This window comes from Rhodanobacter sp. OR87 (genome assembly GCF_000473345.1).
GTDB classification, from domain to species: domain Bacteria; phylum Pseudomonadota; class Gammaproteobacteria; order Xanthomonadales; family Rhodanobacteraceae; genus Rhodanobacter; species Rhodanobacter denitrificans.
Genome location: NZ_AXBJ01000004.1, coordinates 56322 through 71781, shown reverse-complemented (window position 1 = coordinate 71781; position 15460 = coordinate 56322). Strand labels below are relative to the sequence as shown.

Sequence of the window (15460 nt, the reverse complement as noted above, 5' to 3'; positions counted from 1 at the left end):
TCCGGGTGTCGGTGCCTGCTGACGCGTGCTGTCAGCAGGGGCGATTTAAAATGCGCCATCCCACCCACATCTGTAGCCGATGACCGACCGCTTCGAACTCGTCGCCCCCTACCAGCCTTCCGGCGACCAGCCGCAGGCGATCGCCCGCCTCACCGAAGGTTTCGAGGCCGGCCTGGCCGCGCAGACCCTGCTGGGCGTCACCGGTTCGGGCAAGACCTACACCATCGCCAACGTGATCGAGCGGGTGCAGTGCCCGACCATCGTGATGGCGCCGAACAAGACGCTGGCCGCGCAGCTGTACGGCGAGTTCCGCGAGTTTTTCCCGCACAACGCGGTGGAGTACTTCGTCAGCTACTACGACTACTACCAGCCGGAAGCCTACGTGGTGGCGTCGGACACCTTCATCGAGAAGGATGCCTCGATCAACGAGCACATCGAGCAGATGCGGCTGTCGGCGACCAAGGCGCTGCTATCGCGGCGGGATTCGATCATCGTGGCCACGGTGTCGGCGATCTATGGCCTGGGCAATCCGGAGGACTACCTGAGCCTGCGGCTGATCCTGGCCAAGGGCGAGCGGATCGACCAGCGCAAGCTGATCCACCAGCTGACCGAGCTGCAGTACACCCGCAACGAGATGGAATTGCGCCGTGGTACCTACCGCGTACGCGGCGAGATCATCGATGTGTTCCCGGCCGAATCGGAAACCGAGGCGCTGCGCATCGAACTGTTCGACGGCGAAGTGGAGGACATGGCGCTGTTCGACCCGCTCACCGGCGAGACGATCCGCAAGATACCGCGCTACACGGTCTATCCGCGCACGCATTACGCCTCGACGCGCGAGAGCGTGCTGAACGCGATCGAGACGATCAAGGTCGAGCTGAAGGAGCGGCTGGAATATCTGTATCGCGAAAACAAGCTGGTCGAGGCACAGCGGCTGGAACAGCGCACCCGCTTCGACCTGGAGATGATGGCCGAGGTGGGCTACTGCCAGGGCATCGAAAACTACTCGCGCCACCTGACCCGGCGCGCGCCGGGCGAGCCGCCACCCACGCTGTTCGACTACCTGCCGGCCGACGGGCTGCTGGTGGTCGACGAGTCGCACGTCACCGTGCCGCAGCTGGGCGCGATGTACAAGGGCGACCGCTCGCGCAAGGAAACCCTGGTGGAGTTCGGTTTCCGCCTGCCGTCGGCGATGGACAACCGGCCGCTGCGCTTCGAGGAATGGGAGGCACGCGTGCCGCGCGCGATCTACGTCTCCGCTACGCCGCGCGATTACGAGCTGCACAAATCCGGCGACGCGGTGACCGAGCTGGTGGTGCGCCCGACCGGCCTGGTCGACCCGGAAGTCGAGGTGCGTCCGGTGCGCACCCAGGTCGACGACCTGCTCAGCGAAGTGCACAAGCGCGTGGCGATCGGTGACCGCGTGCTGGTCACCACGCTGACCAAGCGCATGGCCGAGAATCTCACCGAATATCTGGCCGAGCACGACGTGAAGGTGCGTTACCTGCATTCGGACATCGAGACGGTCGAGCGCAGCGAGATCATCCGCGACCTGCGTCTGGGCGAATTCGACGTGCTGGTCGGCATCAATCTGCTGCGCGAGGGGCTGGACATGCCCGAGGTGTCGCTGGTGGCGGTGCTCGACGCCGACAAGGAAGGCTTCCTGCGTTCCACCGGTTCGCTGATCCAGACCATCGGCCGCGCTGCCCGCAACGTGCGCGGCAAGGCGATCCTGTACGCCGACAACGTCACCCGCTCGATGCAGGCGGCGATGGGCGAGACCGCCCGCCGCCGCGAGAAACAGGTGGCGTGGAATCTGCAGCAGGGCATCACCCCGACCACCATCGTGCGGCGCATCGCCGACATCATGGAAGGCGCGCGCAGCGAGGTCGGCAATCGCCGCGGCGGCAAGTCATCCGCGCGCGGGCGCGCTGCCGTGGCCGAACAGGCGGCCGATTACGCGGGACTCAGCGCGCCGCAGGCGGCAGGCCTGCTGAAGAAGCTGGAGGCGCAGATGTACAAGCACGCGCAGAACCTCGAGTTCGAGGATGCGGCTCGCCTGCGCGACCAGATCCACCAGTTGCGCGAGCAGGCCTTGCGCTGAGCCGGCAGCGGCATGGCCGGCGGGATATTGTCGAGCACCGGCGGCTGCCGTATACTGCGCGGCTCGCGTGGCTGGTCAAGCGCGATACGGGCGGTTAGCTCAGCGGTAGAGCACTACCTTGACATGGTAGGGGTCACAAGTTCGATCCTTGTACCGCCCACCAATATATCAAGCACTTAGGCCATCTTTACCGGGTGGCCTTTTTGCTTTTTGGCACGCAACCAACACGCAAACGAACCATATACCCATCGGGAAACGGGTTTCAGTCCCTGCCTTGCGGCGGGCGGCGGGACTGCTTCCACCGTACCCAGCGCCGTTCCGCCCACAGCAGCGCGCGTCGCATCGGGCGGCGCAGGAAGGGCAGATCCTGCGTCAGCAGCAGCAGGCCGAGCGGCAGCATCCACAGGCCCAGGACCGGCAGGATGCTGAAGATGCCGCCGCCGATGAGCAGCAACCCCACTGGAAGGCGTACCCAGCGCGCCGACGGTTCGCGCAACCAGCGCAGGCTGCGGCCGATGCCTGGCGGCAGTTCCCGCTCGAAACGGTCGAGTTGCCGGTTGAGCCCGTCCTCGTCTTTGTCGGTCATGCGGCGCGAGCGACCCTTCCACGGAAAGCCCCATCGTATCGGCAAACCCGCGCTTGCCGCCGGCGACGGGCCGACGGGTACATTCCCTATTCATCCTCCGACGAAGGTGAGATGTAGTTCGGGTCCTCCGAATCGCGCGCATGGCGGATGGCGTTGCGCAGGCGCAGGTCCAGGTGGTCGAAGTCCAGAACGATCTTGCCGGAGTGGATCGCCTTGACGGCCGACATCGGCACCACGAAATCACCGGCGTTCTCGATGTAGACGAGCAGCTCGGGCAGCCCGTGCCGGATCTCGCGGACGGAGCCGATGCCTTCGCTGCCGTCGGCGATGAAAACCATGGAACCCTCGTTGATCTGTTCGCGCATGTCGTGATCCCCCCGGGGCGGGTTGGCGGAGGGGCGCCGCGGGGCGGTCGCGGGCCTTGGCGCATGATGGGCACGGCTCTCGTCTTGGCACGGTGAAAATGGAATCTTGCGCCCCCGCCTGGCCGGGCTCCGATTCGCGGCGTGCGGGCCGGCTGTGGAAGAATGGCGCACCCGCCATCGCGGATGGCCGAACCCTGCCGTGGCCGCCGTCCCGGCCCCAAGCGAACGAGTCCCATGCAAGCCATCGAAACCCTGATCGACGACGCCTTCGAGCGTCGCCATGCGCTCACCCAGGCCGAAATCGAGACCCACCTGCGGCCGGCCATCGGCCAGGTGCTGGACCTGCTCGAATCGGGCGAGCGCCGCGTCGCCGAGCCGGACGGCCACGGCGACTGGACGGTAAACCAGTGGCTCAAGAAGGCGGTGCTGCTGTACTTCCGCATCAACGACAACCGCGTGGTCGACGGCGGCCCGGCGCAGGCCTTCGACAAGGTGCCGCTGCGCTTCGCCCACGGCAACGACGCCGAACTGCAGCAGCTCGGTGCGCGCGTGGTGCCCGGCGCGCTGGTGCGCCGCGGCGCGCACATCGCGAAGGACGCGGTGCTGATGCCCAGCTACGTCAACATCGGCGCCTACGTCGGCGCTGGCAGCATGGTCGACACCTGGGCCACGGTCGGCTCCTGCGCGCAGATCGGCGCCGGCGTGCACCTGTCCGGCGGCGTCGGCATCGGCGGCGTGCTGGAGCCGCTGCAGGCCAACCCCACCATCATCGAGGATGGCTGCTTCATCGGCGCGCGCTCGGAAGTGGTCGAGGGCGTGGTGGTGGAGAAGGGCAGCGTGATCGGCATGGGCGTGTTCCTCGGCCAGTCCACCCGCATCTACAACCGCATGACCGGCGAGGTCAGCTACGGCCGGGTGCCGGCCGGCAGTGTGGTGGTCGCCGGCAGCCTGCCGGCGAAGGACGGCAGTCACAGCCTGTACGCGGCGGTCATCGTCAAGCAGGTGGACGCGAAGACCCGCGGCAAGACCAGCATCAACGACTTGCTCAGGAGCGGCGAATGAAACCCTCCCTGTACGGATTGCCGACCTGCGACACCTGCCGCAAGGCGCGCAACTGGCTGGCCCGCTTCGACGTGGCGCACGATTTCGTCGACTACCGCGCCACCCCGGTGCCGGCGGCGACGCTGAAACACTGGGCGGCGCAGCTCGGCGGCTGGGAGCAGCTGGTCAACAGGTCCTCCACCACCTGGCGCAACCTGCTGCCGCAACGCAAGAACCCCGGCAGCGACCCGGAGTGGACCTTGCTGCTGAAGGAATATCCCGCGCTGATCCGCCGTCCGGTGGTGCTGCTGCCGGACGGCACGGTAAGCGTGGGCTTCAGCGACAACGGCTTCAAGAAGCTGTTCGGGCGTTGACATGACGCTGCGCCTCTCGAAGATCGCGCTGGTGGCGACGATCGCGCTGTGGCTGGGGCTGGTCGCGTTCGGCAACCTTACCGACTACGGCAGCAACCTCGCCTTCGTGCAGCACGTGCTGGCGATGGATTCGATCTTCCCCGACGCCGCCATCCACTACCGCGCGATCCACGCGCCGCTGCTGCAGCACGCCGCCTACGTGCTGATCATTGCCGCCGAAACGCTGGCCGCCGCGTTGTGCGGCGCTGGCGCCTGGCGCCTGTGGCACACGCGCCGCACGCCCGCGGCGACGTTCCGGCGTGCCATGCGGCCCGCCGTAGCCGGACTCACGCTCGGCGTGCTGCTGTGGCTGGGCGGCTTCATGGCGATCGGCGGCGAATGGTTCGGCATGTGGATGTCCACGCAATGGAACGGCCTGGCCAGTGCGTTCCGCTTCGTGGTGGTGCTGCTGGCCGCGCTGCTCTTCCTGGGCCAGCACGATGGGGAGTGCGACGATTGAGGGCGCACGTTCCGCCGCGCTTGCTATGCTGCGCCGGCGCCTGCCGCCTGCCGCCCGTTCCGTGAATCCCATGTCCGACGTGCTCGAACTCGCCCGTGACCTGATCCGCCGCCGTTCGGTGACGCCGGAGGACGCCGGCTGCCTGCCGCTGGTCGGTGGGCGGCTGGCGCGTGCCGGCTTTGCCATCGAATACCTGCGCCACGGCGAGGTAGACAACTTGTGGGCCACCCACGGCGCGAGCAGTCCCACGCTGATCTTCCTCGGTCATACCGACGTGGTACCCAGCGGCCCGGAAGCGGCGTGGCAGAGTCCGCCGTTCGAGCCGACCGTGCGTGATGGCCGTCTATACGGCCGCGGCACCGCCGACATGAAGGGCTCGGTGGCGGCGATGGTGGTGGCGCTGGAGCAGTTCGCGGCGGCGCATCCCGACCATCGCGGCCGGGTCGGCCTGCTGCTGACCAGCGACGAGGAAGGTCCGACCAACCTCGACGGCGTGCGCAAGGTGGCCGAACGCTTCCGCGCCACCGGCGAGCGCATCGACTGGTGCGTGGTGGGCGAGCCGTCGGCGAAGGAAACACTGGGCGACCTGATCCGCGTGGGACGCCGCGGCTCGCTCTCCGGCACGCTCGTCGTGCGCGGCGTGCAGGGGCACGTGGCCTATCCGGAGAAGGCGTCGAATCCGATCCACGCGTTCGCCCCCGCGCTGGCCGAACTCGCGGCCACGCGCTGGGACGAAGGCAACGCCGACTTCCCGCCCACTTCGTTCCAGGTCTCCAACCTCAACGCCGGCACCGGCGCGAACAACGTGATTCCCGGCGAACTCACCGCGCTGATCAACTTCCGCTACGGCACCGCCAGCCGCGCCGACGACCTGCGCGCGCGCACCGAGGCGATCCTGCAGCGGCACGGCGTGGACTTCGCGCTGGACTGGAACCTGTCCGGCGAACCGTTCCTCACTCCGCCCGGCGGCGTGCTGCGCGAAGTCGTGGTGGCGGTATGCCGCGAGCTGTGCGGCATCGATCCCGAGCAAAGCACCGGCGGCGGCACCTCGGATGGCCGCTTCATCGCGCCGCTCGGCGCCGAGGTGGTGGAGCTTGGCCCGGTCAACGCCAGCATCCACAAGGTGGACGAGTGCGTGGCGCTGGATGAGCTGGAACTGCTGCCGCGGCTGTACCGTGCCGTGTGCGAGCGGCTACTGACCGGGACCCGATCCGGCTAGCCCCTGTGTCGGGCTTCGCGCAGGAAGGGTCAGCGCATCAGGGCCTCGGCTCGTCGCCGGCATCCGACCGTGCCGCTGGCAACGTGTCGCCCGGTGGGCCGCCCTTGAGCCCCTTGCGGAAATCGGCGATGGCACTGCCGAGGTCGCGGCCGGCATGGCGCAGCTTGCCGGTGCCGAACACCAGCAGTACCAGTACGAGCAGCACGATCCAGTGCGAAAAACTGTTCAGTCCGAGCATGTTCCGGATTCCCGTTACGGATGTGGGTGTGGGTGAGCCGGCGGCGGTGGCGACGCCGGCGGAAACGCGGGTTGCGGATGGGCCGACAGGCCGAGGGACGGCGCGGCCGGAGCCAGGCATTGCGGCGCGCCGTGACGGCCGGCGGCCTGGGCGGGGCAGCGGTAGTCCAGCGTGGCCACCAGCGCGGGCGTGACTTCGTCGAAAGCGAGTACGGCGCCGCCATGTTCACGCACGAAGGTTTCCGCCGCCGCGTGACTGGCGAACGGCGCCAGGGTCGGTCCCATCGAGCCGGGCAGCGGCTGCCAGGCCACGTAGTGGGCACGGCGCGCGTCGATGAAACTGACCGCGGCGTGGCTGGGCTGCTGCCAGTCGATGCGTGCGCTGTCCTGCACGTACAGTTCCTGCAGCGCGGACTGGTTCTCCGGTTGCAGCACGTAGGCGAAAAAGTCGCGGGTGGAATCGAACACCAGCGGCTTGGCGCGGCCACTGACCCAGGCTTCCGCACGCGGGCCGGGCGAGCCGTCCAGGTACATGCCGCAGACGGTGCAGGCGTCGTCCGCGTGGGTATCGACCGCGGGCTTGGCGGGCGACGGGCGGCCGCTGCAGCCGGCGAGCAGGACCAGCGCGAGCATGAAGCCGGCTCGGCGGATGACGGTCAACGGCAACGGGTGCATGCGCGGGCTCCTTCAGATTTCCTTGCGCCGGAACGCAAGCATCGCCCACGCAAACGGCGCCGCCGCCCAGCCCAGCAGCACCAGGCTCAGCAGCAGCGGCGAATAGGTGTGGTGGGCGGTCATGCCGGTCAGCAGGTCGTTGCCGGCGCCGTCGCCCAAGGCGGTGAGGTTGACCAGGCGGAACACGTCGACCGGGTTGAGCAGCAGCAGGTACGGGTACACCGCGCGCTCGACCGGGTTGCCGCCGCTGATCACCAGCAGCGCCAGCAGCGCGAGATCGAACAGCACCACGCTGGCCAGCCAGCCGATCAACGCCAGGCCGGCGGCGCGCGACTTGTCGGCGGTCTGCACGCTGATCAGGCAGGCCAGCCCGACGAAGCAGGCGCCCAGCAGCGAGGCACTCGCGATGAAGCGGCCGATCTGCAGCCACGCCTGCAGTGCCTGCGTGGGCGGCTGCATCCACTGCATGATCGCCACCGCCAGGCCGAAGCCGGCCAGGGTGGCTGCGGCCAACGCGCCGCAGTGGCCAAGGAACTTGCCGGCCACCAGCTGGCCGCGTGCCAGCGGATAGCTGAGCATCAGCAGCAAGGTGCCGTCGTCGCGCTCGCCGACGATGGTGTCGTAGGCGATCAGCAGGCCGATCAGCGGGATCACGAACGCGCCCAGCGTGGTCAGGCTGGCCAGCGTGGCGTCGAACGAGGTGAAGCCGACCCGGCCGGCGGCGGCGCTGCCGAACCAGGCGATGCCCAGCGCCAGCAGCGCGAACAGCACGGTCAGCGCGACCGTCCAGCGGTTGCGGAAGTCGTCGCGGAATTCCTTGGCGGCGACGGTGAGGATCGGGTTCATGCGTTCACCTGCACGGCGGATGGCACGGGTGACGGCGGGCCGGCGCCGAGCCAGTCGTAGAGCTGCGCCAGCGTGGGTTCGCGCACGTCCACGTCGACGACCGCCGGGTCGTCCAGCAGCTCGCGCAACGTGCGCAGTTTGCCGGCGCGGGGGACTTGCAGCTCCAGCCGGCCGTCGGGGCGCGGCTGCGCCGACAGGCCACCGCTTTCGAGACGCGCGATCAGCTCGGGCATCGCCTGCTCGCGTGGCCGCAGCAGCACCTGCGCCGGCAACGCGGCCTGTTCGCCCAGCGCGTGCAGGCTGCCGGCGGCCAGCAACTTGCCCTGGCGCAGGATCAGCGCGCCGTCGATGTGCGGCTCCAGCTCGGCCAGCAGGTGCGAGGAGACCAGCAGGCAGCGGCCGTCCGCGCGCAGCTCGCCGACGATGCGATACAGCTCGCGGGTGGCCTGCGGGTCGAGGCCGGTGGTCGGTTCGTCCAGCAGCACCAGCTCGGGCGAACCGAGCAGCGCCTGCGCCAGGCCCAGACGCTGGCGCATGCCCTTCGAATAGGTGCCGATGCGCCGGTCGGCGGCGGGCGCTAGGCCGACGCGTTCGAGCAGGGCGGATACCTGCTCGCGTGGCGCCTGCTTCAGGCGCGCCAGGTAGTGGAGCAGTTCGCGGCCGCTGAGGTTGCCGTAGAACGTGGCGCTCTCGGGCAGGTAGCCGATGCGCCGGCGCAGCGCGTGCGCGCGCCACGGCGACTGGCCGAGCACCTGCAGCCGGCCGCCGCTGGGCGCGATCAGGCCGAGGATCAGCTTGATCAGGGTGGACTTGCCGGCGCCGTTGTGGCCGAGCAGGCCGATCACCTGGCCGCACGGCACGCGGGCGCTGATGCCGTCCAGCGCGGCGAGTGCGCTGTAGCGCTTGGCGAGTGCCTCGCATTCGATCGCGTGGTTCATGGGCTTGACCGGGGGGCTTTCATCAGCGGGTGGCTGTCCTGCACCGAGGGTGGCGTGAACACCGGGAACGCGCGCTGCACGTAGCGCAGCAGCAGCACCGCGGGGCTGGACATCAGGTTGCGCGCGGAAGGGTATTTCCACAGCAGCACGTCGACGCCGTCGTTGGGACGGAACGGAATGTCGCCGATGCCGTCGGCATCGAGGTCCCAGCCGAGGTAGTCGCTCCAGAAATTGCCGCGGCTGTTCGCCGACCATTCCTGCGCGAGGTTCTGCACGTACTTCACCTGGATGCGGTTGTCCACGAAGCGGTTGCCCCACAGGCGGTTGTTCTCCGAGCCGGCGGTCACGTGGATGCCGATCTGCGAGTCGGCGGCGAGGTTGTCGTGGATGGTGTTGAACTGCGACAGGTAGACGAACAGCCCCTTGCCTTCGGTGCCGTCGATCAGGCCGCCCTGGGTGTCGCGCAGGCCGTTGATGCGGCGTATCTGGTTGCCGGCGATCTCGCTGTGCGAGATGTAGTTGAGCAGGAAGCCGTAGGAATCCTCGTCCTCGGCGGTGTTGCCGATCACCTTGAGGTGGTCGGACGACATCAGCGCGTAGCCGGCCAGATTGCCGCGGCTGACGTTGTCCAGCAGCAGGTTGTGCTGCGAATACATGTAGTGAATGCCGTAGCGCACGTCGTGCACCACGTTGCGCGCGATGGTGTTGTGCGGGCTGACGTAGACGTAGATGCCGTCGCGCGTGCCGGCGATGTCGTTGCCATCGATGGTGCAGCCGGTGTCGTTCCACAGGTGGATGCCGTCGCCGCGGTCGGCCACGCGCAACGTGCGCATGCCGCGGATCGTGTTGCGCTCGACCCGCACGTCGGCGGCGCCGTCGAGGTAGACGCCGAACAGGCTGTCCTCGATGCGGTTGCCGCTGATGGTGACGTCGCGCGCCTGGCGCTCGACGAAGATGCCGGCGTTCATCGCGGTGAGGTCGCTGCCGCTGCGGCGCAGGGTCAGGCCGCGCACGGTGACGCCGGACGCGCCGATGCGCACGGCGTCGCCGCTGCCGCCGCCATCGAGGATCGCGCCGGGCTGGCCGATCAGCGTGACGGGTTTGTCCAGCTTGAGGTGCACCGTGTGCACGCCCGCCGGCACGCTGACCGTGGCGCCCGGCGCCGCCGCGGCCACGGCCTGTTCCAGCGGCTCGTGCGCATGCGCCGGCAGCACCGGCGACAGCGCCAGCAGCAGGGCCGCGAGGGAGCGAAGCGTATTCATGGCGAGCGAAGATCCGGCCGTGCCGCCGCGCGGTGCGGCGGCACGGCGCGGTTCAGGCCTCGACCAGCATCCGCCCGCTCATCTCCATGTGCATCGCATGGCAGAAGAACGTGCAGTAGTACCAGAACACGCCCGCCTTGTCGGCGGTGAAGGTGGCCGAGGCGGTGGCGCCGGGGCTGATCTCCATGTTGATGCCGTAGTTGACGATGCAGAAGCCGTGGCTCACGTCCTCCACCGCGTCGATGTTGGTCACCACCACGGTCACCTCATCGCCTTTCTTCACCTTGAAGCTGCCCAGGCCGAAGATCGGCGCGGCCGAGGTCATGTACACGAACACCTTGCGGCCCTCGCGGATGACCTTGCTGTCGGACAGCACGTTGACGCCGTGGCGCTTGGCCATCGCCACCGTCTCGGCGAAGAACGGGTCGTCGCGCTCCCAGCTCTTCTTGACCTTGTCGATCAGCAGCCGGCGGTGCAGCAGGATCACGTCGTGCGGCTCGGCGTAGACCGGGCCGTCGGCGACCAGCTTCATGGTCTCGCCGGAGATGTCGATCAGCTGGTCGTTGTCCGGATGCAGCGGGCCGGTGGGCAGGAAGCGGTCCTTGGAGAACTTGTTCAGCGACACCAGCCACTTGCCGTCGGCGTCGCGCGTCTCGCCCATCGAGGTATGGCAGTGGCCGGGCTGGTAGGCCACGTCGATCTTCTGGCGCAGGTAGTTGACCTTCTTGCCGTCGTGGGCGGCGATCGCGTCGGCGATGTTCCACTTGGCGATCTGGCTGTCGATGAATAGCGTGGTGTAGCCGTTGCCGCGCCCGTCGTAGGCGGTGTGCAACGGGCCCAGGCCCAGTTCGGGCTCGGCCACCACGGTGTCGCGCGGGTCCTTGAGCTTGCCGGCGAACCAGTCGTCGATGCGGCTCCACTCCATCACGGTGACAGTGGGCGAGAGCTTGCCGTTGGCCACCACGTACTTGCCGTCGGGGCTGGCGTTGATCCCGTGCGGGTTCTTCGGGATCGGGATGTATAGCGTGAACGAGGAGCCGTGGCGGCCGTCCAGCACCGGCACCTTCGAATCGCCGATGGTCTTGAAGTCGCCCTTCTTCACCGCCGCCTCGATGCGCGCGATGTCGAACACCACCGCCCAGTCGCGCTCGGCCTGCATCGTGCTGGGCAGGTCCATGCCGCCCTCGCTGTTGTAGCAGGTGGAGATCGCGTACTTGCCGGCGTAGTCGGCCTCGGTGTTGTCCAGGTTGCCGTCCACCAGCACCTGCCAGGCGACCTCCATGGTGTCGCCGTCGAGCGCGCTGAACATGGTCTGGTATTTCTTCGGGTCCTCCAGGTCGCGGCCGTCGTTCGGCGCCGGAACCAGGAACTCGCCGTTAGCGAACACGTAGCCGGTGCGCGGCGCGCGCTGCACGCGCAGGCCGTGGATCGCCTGCACGTTGGGTACCTCGGTGATGCGGTCGGTGCGCATCACGTCGCAGCGGATGCGCGCCACGCGGGTGTGCGCCTTGTCGTTGATGAAGATGTAGCGGCCGTCGTAGTGGCCGTCGGTCTGGCTCATGTGCGGGTGGTGGCAGTCGCCGCCGGGCGGGAAGTTCGGCCCGAGCACGCGCTTGCTCTCGTTGGTGACACCCCAGCCGATGGTGAAGTCGGGATTGAACACCGGGATGCGCATCAGCTCGCGCATCGAGGGCACGCCGACCAGGCGCACCTCGCCGGACTGGCCGCCGCTCCAGAAACCGTAGTACTCGTCGAGCTGGCCGGGCGGCACGTGGTCGGAAGCCGCTGCGTGCTCACCTTTTTCGTGTTGGCGCTTGTCCTCATGCTCGTCGCCGTCCACGCCGGCGTGCTCGCCGTTGCGGCCGCAGGCCGCCAGCGCCAGTCCCGCCGCGCCGGCGAGGCTGGCCAGCGCGCTGGTCTTCATGAAGTTGCGGCGTGCAGGGTTGCCCGGTTCCGCAGCTTGTCCGGACTGGCCGGGTTGGTTGCTCGATTCGTCGTGCATGGCGCTCCATCCCTCTGGATAGGTGGGTGGGTCAGTCGGCGGCCTTCGCCGGCTCGGGGGTTGCCGGCGTCGCCGCCGGGATGATCGTCAGCACCGGAGTGGGCAGCGGCCGCGCGGCGCGTTCGCGCTTCTTGCGGCGCTCCACCAGCGGCGGGCATTTCTGGTCGTTGGCGTAGGTGACCTGGCAGTCCAAGCAGTAATGGCATTCGTTGAAGTTGATCTGGCCGATCGCGTTGATCGCCTTCACTTCGCATTCGTTCGCGCAGATCTGGCAGGGGCGACCGCACTCCTTGCGCCGGCGCAGCCACTCGAACAGGTGGAAACGGCCGGACACCGCCAGCCCGGCGCCCAGCGGGCACACGTAGCGGCAGTAGAACTTGTTGTTGAACGCCGACACCGCCACCAGCGCCAGCGCGTAGAGCAGGTAGCTCCAGGAACGGGCGAAGTGCAAGGTGATCGCGGTCTTGAACGGCTCGACCTCGGCGTAGTGCTCGGCCAGGTTGAGCGACTGCAGCGACATCCCGAACAGCACCAGCAGGATGATGTACTTGATCGCCCACAGCCTTTCGTGCAGGTATTGGGGCACTTCGAACTGCGGCACGTGCAGCCGGCGCGCCAGCTTGTTCACCAGCACCTGCAGCGCGCCGAACGGGCACAGCCAGCCGCAGTAGATGCCGCGCCCGAGCAGCAGCAAGGTGGCGGCCACGAACACCCACAGGATGAACACCAGCGGATCCATCAGGAAGGTGGACCAGCGGAAGTCGTGCAGTACCGCCTGGATGAAGGTGAGGATGTTCACCACCGACAGCTGCGCTAGCCCGTACCAGCCGATGAACACCAGCGTGTAGATCAGGAAGCCCACGCGCAGGCGTTCGAGCAGGTGCGGGCGCGTCACGATCCAGTCCTGGAACATCAGGATCAGCGTGAGCACGGTGAGTCCGGCCAGCAGCAGCGCGATGTCGACCCGGCGGCCGTACCAGACCTTCTGCCACAGCGGCGCGTCGGCCGGCAGCGCGTTCGCCGGCGCTTCGGCGGCGTCCGGCCGCGTGGTGTAGACCGCCGGCATGCGGTAGTCGCGGGTGAAGGTGTGGTAGATGCTCTGCAGCGGGCCGACCTGGCGGTTCACCATCAGCTGCAGCGTCCACGGCCGGGTCGCATCGAAGCCGCTGCCGCCGTGGCGCACGATGAAGATCGCCTGCTCGGCGAAGGCCGGCTTGCCGCGCAGCGGGGTGTCGTTCATCGGCACCAGGTCGGTGTCCTTGAACAGCACCAGCTTGCCGTCCTGCAGCAGGTGCACGCGGTCGAAGATGCCGCCGCGCACGTAGCCCACGCCCTTGAACGAGTAGATGCCGTTGGCCATCACCGCGATCGCCGAGTCGCCGGGCTTGAGCAGCTTCACCAGGTCGGCGTGGGCCGCGGCGCCGAGCAGGTTGCGGCCCACCGTGGGCGGGGTGACGTCGGTGAAGTACAGGTCGATGAAGGTGTCTGCGCCGTGGCCGGGCGCGGGCGCGGTGGGGTCGTCGACCAAGCCGCTTTCCGGCTGGCCCTGGAACGCGTCGGTGACCGCCTGCCGCGCCAGCTGCAGGTGGCCGATCGCGCCGTTGCCGGTCAGCGCCTGCCAGTCGGCCGGCACGAAGTGGTCGGCGCGCACCTGCGCGGCGGCCGCGCCGGTGTCGGCCGCGCCGGCGATCAGCTGGCGCGAGGCGGCCACCTTCAGCGCCGAGTTCATGATCGTCTCGTTGGCGACCATCGAGGTCACCGTGGCGCTGCTGATCGCGTCGATGCGCACGCTGCCGCTGGCGCCGCCGCCGACCACGATCTGGTCGTCCACGCGGTGGCCGACGTAGCGGGCGACGAAGTCGTACAGCTTCTGCACCGGGATGCCGACCAGCAGGATCGGCTCGTGCTGCTCCAGTACGCGGGCGTCACGAATGGTGCCGTCGGTGCCGATCGACACCAGCACGTTGATCGGCGCGCCGGAGTAGGCCGGCACCGGCGCCACCATCACCGTCTCGAACACGTAGCCGACCACCTTGCCGCCGCGGTACACGGCCGCCGCGGGCGGGGTGCCCTCGACGTCGCCGAAGCGGTCGGCGTCGGGGAACACCTGGTGCAGCTGCTGGAAGCGGGCGTCGATGCCGGCCAGCGCCGCGGAGGCGGGCAGCAGCAACAGCAGCGCGAGCAGCAGCCTGGCCATGAAGGAGCGGGAGCGTGCGTCGCGCATCAGGCCAGCTCCGCCGTGCCGGCGATCAGCGGTAGTTCGCGCGAGCGCCAGCGCTGCTCGCCGCTGCGCGAGAAGGCCAGCCACTGGTGGTCCTGCGCGTTCATCAACGACGACAGCCGCGGTAGCTCCAGTGAAAACGCTGCCGTGCTCATGCCGTCGGCCAGCACCGAACGCCGCGCCATCACGGTGACGCTCGAGTAGCTTTGCGGCGACCAGCCGGTGCGCGGGTTGACGATGTGGAACAGGCGCCGGTCGGCGGAGAAGTACACGCGATAGTTGCCCGAGGTCGACAGCGCCGCGTTGCGCACCTGCACCACCGCCGCCACCCGGCTCACGTCGCGCGGGTCGACGATGCCGACGTTCCAGTGCCGCTCGGGGTCGTTGCCGCAGATCGCGTGGATGTCGCCGCCGGCGTCGATCAGGGCGTACTCGATGCCCGCGCCGCGCAGCGCGGCGATGCCCTGGTCGACCACGTGGCCCTTGGCGATGCCGTCCAGGGTGATCGCCATGCCCGGACGCAGCAGCCGCGCGCCGCGTGCGTCCAGCGCGAGGTCGCGGTAGCCGACCAGCGCGTCGCGACTTTCGGCCACGCGCTGCTCGTGCGCGTTGGTTGTCACCGCACCGCGCAGCGTTTCGAAGTAGCGCAGCACCGGCAGCACGGTCGGGTCGAACGCGCCGTTGGTCAGTCGCGAGAGCGACAGCGCCTGGCGCAGCACCGCGTCCAGCTGCGCGGGCACCTGCGCCAGCTGGCCGTCGCGGTTCAGCCGCGCCAGCGGGCTGGCCGGGTCGAAGCGGGTCAGCTGCGCGGCGGTCGCGGCCATGCGCGCGAACGCCGCCTCGATCGCCGCGCCGGCCGCCTGCACGTCGTCGGCCAGGCAGGTCACCGCCACCGAGGTCTGCATCAGCGTGCGCTCGCGGCGCACCTGCCACAGGTTCTGCTTGCGCCTGAGCACGGCCCAGCCGCCGCCGGCCAGCAGGCCGCCGGCGATGGCGAGCTGGCCGGCCTGCCGGAGCAGTCGCCGGCGCTCGGGCGAGCGCGGTTCGGTGGGTTCGATGGAGCCGTGCATGGGAGGGCCTCCCGGCGTGCG

The 15460-nt window shown here is 68.9% G+C and carries 15 protein-coding genes and 1 tRNA gene; 6 read left to right on the top strand and 10 right to left on the bottom strand.

Going from position 1 to position 15460, the window contains the following annotated elements; all coding sequences use genetic code 11:
- Positions 1 to 79: 79 nt before the first annotated feature.
- Together uvrB and RHOOR87_RS0104935 are read left to right on the top strand one after the other, a co-directional pair.
- A complete protein-coding gene (uvrB, locus tag RHOOR87_RS0104940) occupies positions 80 to 2104 on the top strand; it encodes an excinuclease ABC subunit UvrB (protein ID WP_015448335.1) in 2025 nt (674 codons plus the stop codon).
- Between the two features lie 88 nt (positions 2105 to 2192).
- A tRNA-Val gene (locus tag RHOOR87_RS0104935) sits at positions 2193 to 2267 on the top strand.
- Positions 2268 to 2366: 99 nt separating this feature from the next.
- Here RHOOR87_RS0104935 and RHOOR87_RS0104930 read toward each other — a convergent pair.
- Both RHOOR87_RS0104930 and RHOOR87_RS0104925 read right to left on the bottom strand, forming a co-directional pair.
- The gene (locus RHOOR87_RS0104930; protein ID WP_015448334.1) at positions 2367 to 2690 is read right to left on the bottom strand and encodes a hypothetical protein; all 324 of its coding nucleotides are present in this window, start codon (positions 2688 to 2690) and stop codon (positions 2367 to 2369) included.
- Positions 2691 to 2776: 86 nt separating this feature from the next.
- Positions 2777 to 3055, bottom strand: a complete 279-nt coding sequence (locus RHOOR87_RS0104925; RefSeq protein WP_015448333.1) for a hypothetical protein — start codon at positions 3053 to 3055, stop codon at positions 2777 to 2779.
- A gap of 234 nt (positions 3056 to 3289) precedes the next feature.
- Here RHOOR87_RS0104925 and dapD point away from each other — a divergent pair, with 234 nt between their 5' ends.
- The 4 genes from dapD (at position 3290) to dapE (ending at position 6188) form a co-directional block, all read left to right on the top strand.
- Complete coding sequence (dapD, locus tag RHOOR87_RS0104920; RefSeq protein ID WP_007507650.1) at positions 3290 to 4117, top strand: 2,3,4,5-tetrahydropyridine-2,6-dicarboxylate N-succinyltransferase; 828 nt, start codon at positions 3290 to 3292, stop codon at positions 4115 to 4117.
- Positions 4114 to 4470 (top strand): Spx/MgsR family RNA polymerase-binding regulatory protein, encoded by a 357-nt coding sequence (locus RHOOR87_RS0104915; protein ID WP_015448332.1) that lies wholly within the window; start codon positions 4114 to 4116, stop codon positions 4468 to 4470. Before dapD ends, RHOOR87_RS0104915 begins: the two co-directional genes overlap by 4 nt.
- A 1-nt stretch (position 4471) precedes the next feature.
- Entirely contained in the window at positions 4472 to 4969 is a 498-nt protein-coding gene (locus RHOOR87_RS0104910) for a DUF2165 domain-containing protein (protein ID WP_007507655.1), read from the top strand.
- 70 nt (positions 4970 to 5039) lie between these two features.
- Complete coding sequence (dapE, locus tag RHOOR87_RS0104905; RefSeq protein WP_015448331.1) at positions 5040 to 6188, top strand: succinyl-diaminopimelate desuccinylase; 1149 nt, start codon at positions 5040 to 5042, stop codon at positions 6186 to 6188.
- A 37-nt stretch (positions 6189 to 6225) separates the two neighbouring features.
- Here the strand turns inward: dapE and tatA are convergent, their stop codons facing one another.
- Genes tatA through RHOOR87_RS0104865 form a run of 8 tightly spaced genes read right to left on the bottom strand, consistent with a single transcriptional unit; the run spans position 6226 to position 15439 of the window.
- The gene (gene tatA / locus RHOOR87_RS0104900; protein ID WP_015448330.1) at positions 6226 to 6426 is read right to left on the bottom strand and encodes a twin-arginine translocase TatA/TatE family subunit; all 201 of its coding nucleotides are present in this window, start codon (positions 6424 to 6426) and stop codon (positions 6226 to 6228) included.
- Between the two features lie 14 nt (positions 6427 to 6440).
- Entirely contained in the window at positions 6441 to 7100 is a 660-nt protein-coding gene (locus tag RHOOR87_RS0104895; RefSeq protein ID WP_015448329.1) for a nitrous oxide reductase accessory protein NosL, read from the bottom strand.
- 12 nt (positions 7101 to 7112) lie between these two features.
- Positions 7113 to 7946, bottom strand: a complete 834-nt coding sequence (locus RHOOR87_RS0104890; RefSeq protein WP_015448328.1) for an ABC transporter permease subunit — start codon at positions 7944 to 7946, stop codon at positions 7113 to 7115.
- Positions 7943 to 8884, bottom strand: a complete 942-nt coding sequence (locus tag RHOOR87_RS0104885; protein ID WP_027484403.1) for an ABC transporter ATP-binding protein — start codon at positions 8882 to 8884, stop codon at positions 7943 to 7945. The genes RHOOR87_RS0104890 and RHOOR87_RS0104885 overlap by 4 nt, the downstream gene beginning before the upstream one ends.
- Positions 8881 to 10146 carry a nitrous oxide reductase family maturation protein NosD gene (locus tag RHOOR87_RS0104880; protein ID WP_015448326.1) on the bottom strand — a complete coding sequence of 422 codons (1266 nt, stop codon included), beginning with the start codon at positions 10144 to 10146 and terminating at the stop codon, positions 8881 to 8883. Before RHOOR87_RS0104880 ends, RHOOR87_RS0104885 begins: the two co-directional genes overlap by 4 nt.
- Positions 10147 to 10198: 52 nt before the next feature.
- Complete coding sequence (gene nosZ / locus RHOOR87_RS0104875; protein ID WP_027484402.1) at positions 10199 to 12148, bottom strand: TAT-dependent nitrous-oxide reductase; 1950 nt, start codon at positions 12146 to 12148, stop codon at positions 10199 to 10201.
- Between the two features lie 31 nt (positions 12149 to 12179).
- Positions 12180 to 14372, bottom strand: coding sequence for a NosR/NirI family protein (locus tag RHOOR87_RS0104870; protein ID WP_027484401.1), 2193 nt, complete (start codon positions 14370 to 14372; stop codon positions 12180 to 12182).
- The gene (locus RHOOR87_RS0104865) at positions 14372 to 15439 is read right to left on the bottom strand and encodes an FAD:protein FMN transferase (RefSeq protein WP_027484400.1); all 1068 of its coding nucleotides are present in this window, start codon (positions 15437 to 15439) and stop codon (positions 14372 to 14374) included. The genes RHOOR87_RS0104870 and RHOOR87_RS0104865 overlap by 1 nt, the downstream gene beginning before the upstream one ends.
- Positions 15440 to 15460 lie beyond the last annotated feature (21 nt).

Excerpts from the sequence above, each read along its gene's own strand:
- uvrB (WP_015448335.1), top strand. The coding sequence starts at position 80 with ATGACCGACCGCTTCGAACTCGTCGCCCCCTACCAGCCTTCCGGCGAC.
- RHOOR87_RS0104930 (WP_015448334.1), bottom strand. The coding sequence starts at position 2,690 with ATGACCGACAAAGACGAGGACGGGCTCAACCGGCAACTCGACCGTTTC.
- RHOOR87_RS0104925 (WP_015448333.1), bottom strand. The coding sequence starts at position 3,055 with ATGCGCGAACAGATCAACGAGGGTTCCATGGTTTTCATCGCCGACGGC.
- dapD (WP_007507650.1), top strand. The coding sequence starts at position 3,290 with ATGCAAGCCATCGAAACCCTGATCGACGACGCCTTCGAGCGTCGCCAT.
- RHOOR87_RS0104915 (WP_015448332.1), top strand. The coding sequence starts at position 4,114 with ATGAAACCCTCCCTGTACGGATTGCCGACCTGCGACACCTGCCGCAAG.
- RHOOR87_RS0104910 (WP_007507655.1), top strand. The coding sequence starts at position 4,472 with ATGACGCTGCGCCTCTCGAAGATCGCGCTGGTGGCGACGATCGCGCTG.
- dapE (WP_015448331.1), top strand. The coding sequence starts at position 5,040 with ATGTCCGACGTGCTCGAACTCGCCCGTGACCTGATCCGCCGCCGTTCG.
- tatA (WP_015448330.1), bottom strand. The coding sequence starts at position 6,426 with ATGCTCGGACTGAACAGTTTTTCGCACTGGATCGTGCTGCTCGTACTG.
- RHOOR87_RS0104895 (WP_015448329.1), bottom strand. The coding sequence starts at position 7,100 with ATGCACCCGTTGCCGTTGACCGTCATCCGCCGAGCCGGCTTCATGCTC.
- RHOOR87_RS0104890 (WP_015448328.1), bottom strand. The coding sequence starts at position 7,946 with ATGAACCCGATCCTCACCGTCGCCGCCAAGGAATTCCGCGACGACTTC.
- RHOOR87_RS0104885 (WP_027484403.1), bottom strand. The coding sequence starts at position 8,884 with ATGAACCACGCGATCGAATGCGAGGCACTCGCCAAGCGCTACAGCGCA.
- RHOOR87_RS0104880 (WP_015448326.1), bottom strand. The coding sequence starts at position 10,146 with ATGAATACGCTTCGCTCCCTCGCGGCCCTGCTGCTGGCGCTGTCGCCG.
- nosZ (WP_027484402.1), bottom strand. The coding sequence starts at position 12,148 with ATGCACGACGAATCGAGCAACCAACCCGGCCAGTCCGGACAAGCTGCG.
- RHOOR87_RS0104870 (WP_027484401.1), bottom strand. The coding sequence starts at position 14,372 with ATGCGCGACGCACGCTCCCGCTCCTTCATGGCCAGGCTGCTGCTCGCG.
- RHOOR87_RS0104865 (WP_027484400.1), bottom strand. The coding sequence starts at position 15,439 with ATGCACGGCTCCATCGAACCCACCGAACCGCGCTCGCCCGAGCGCCGG.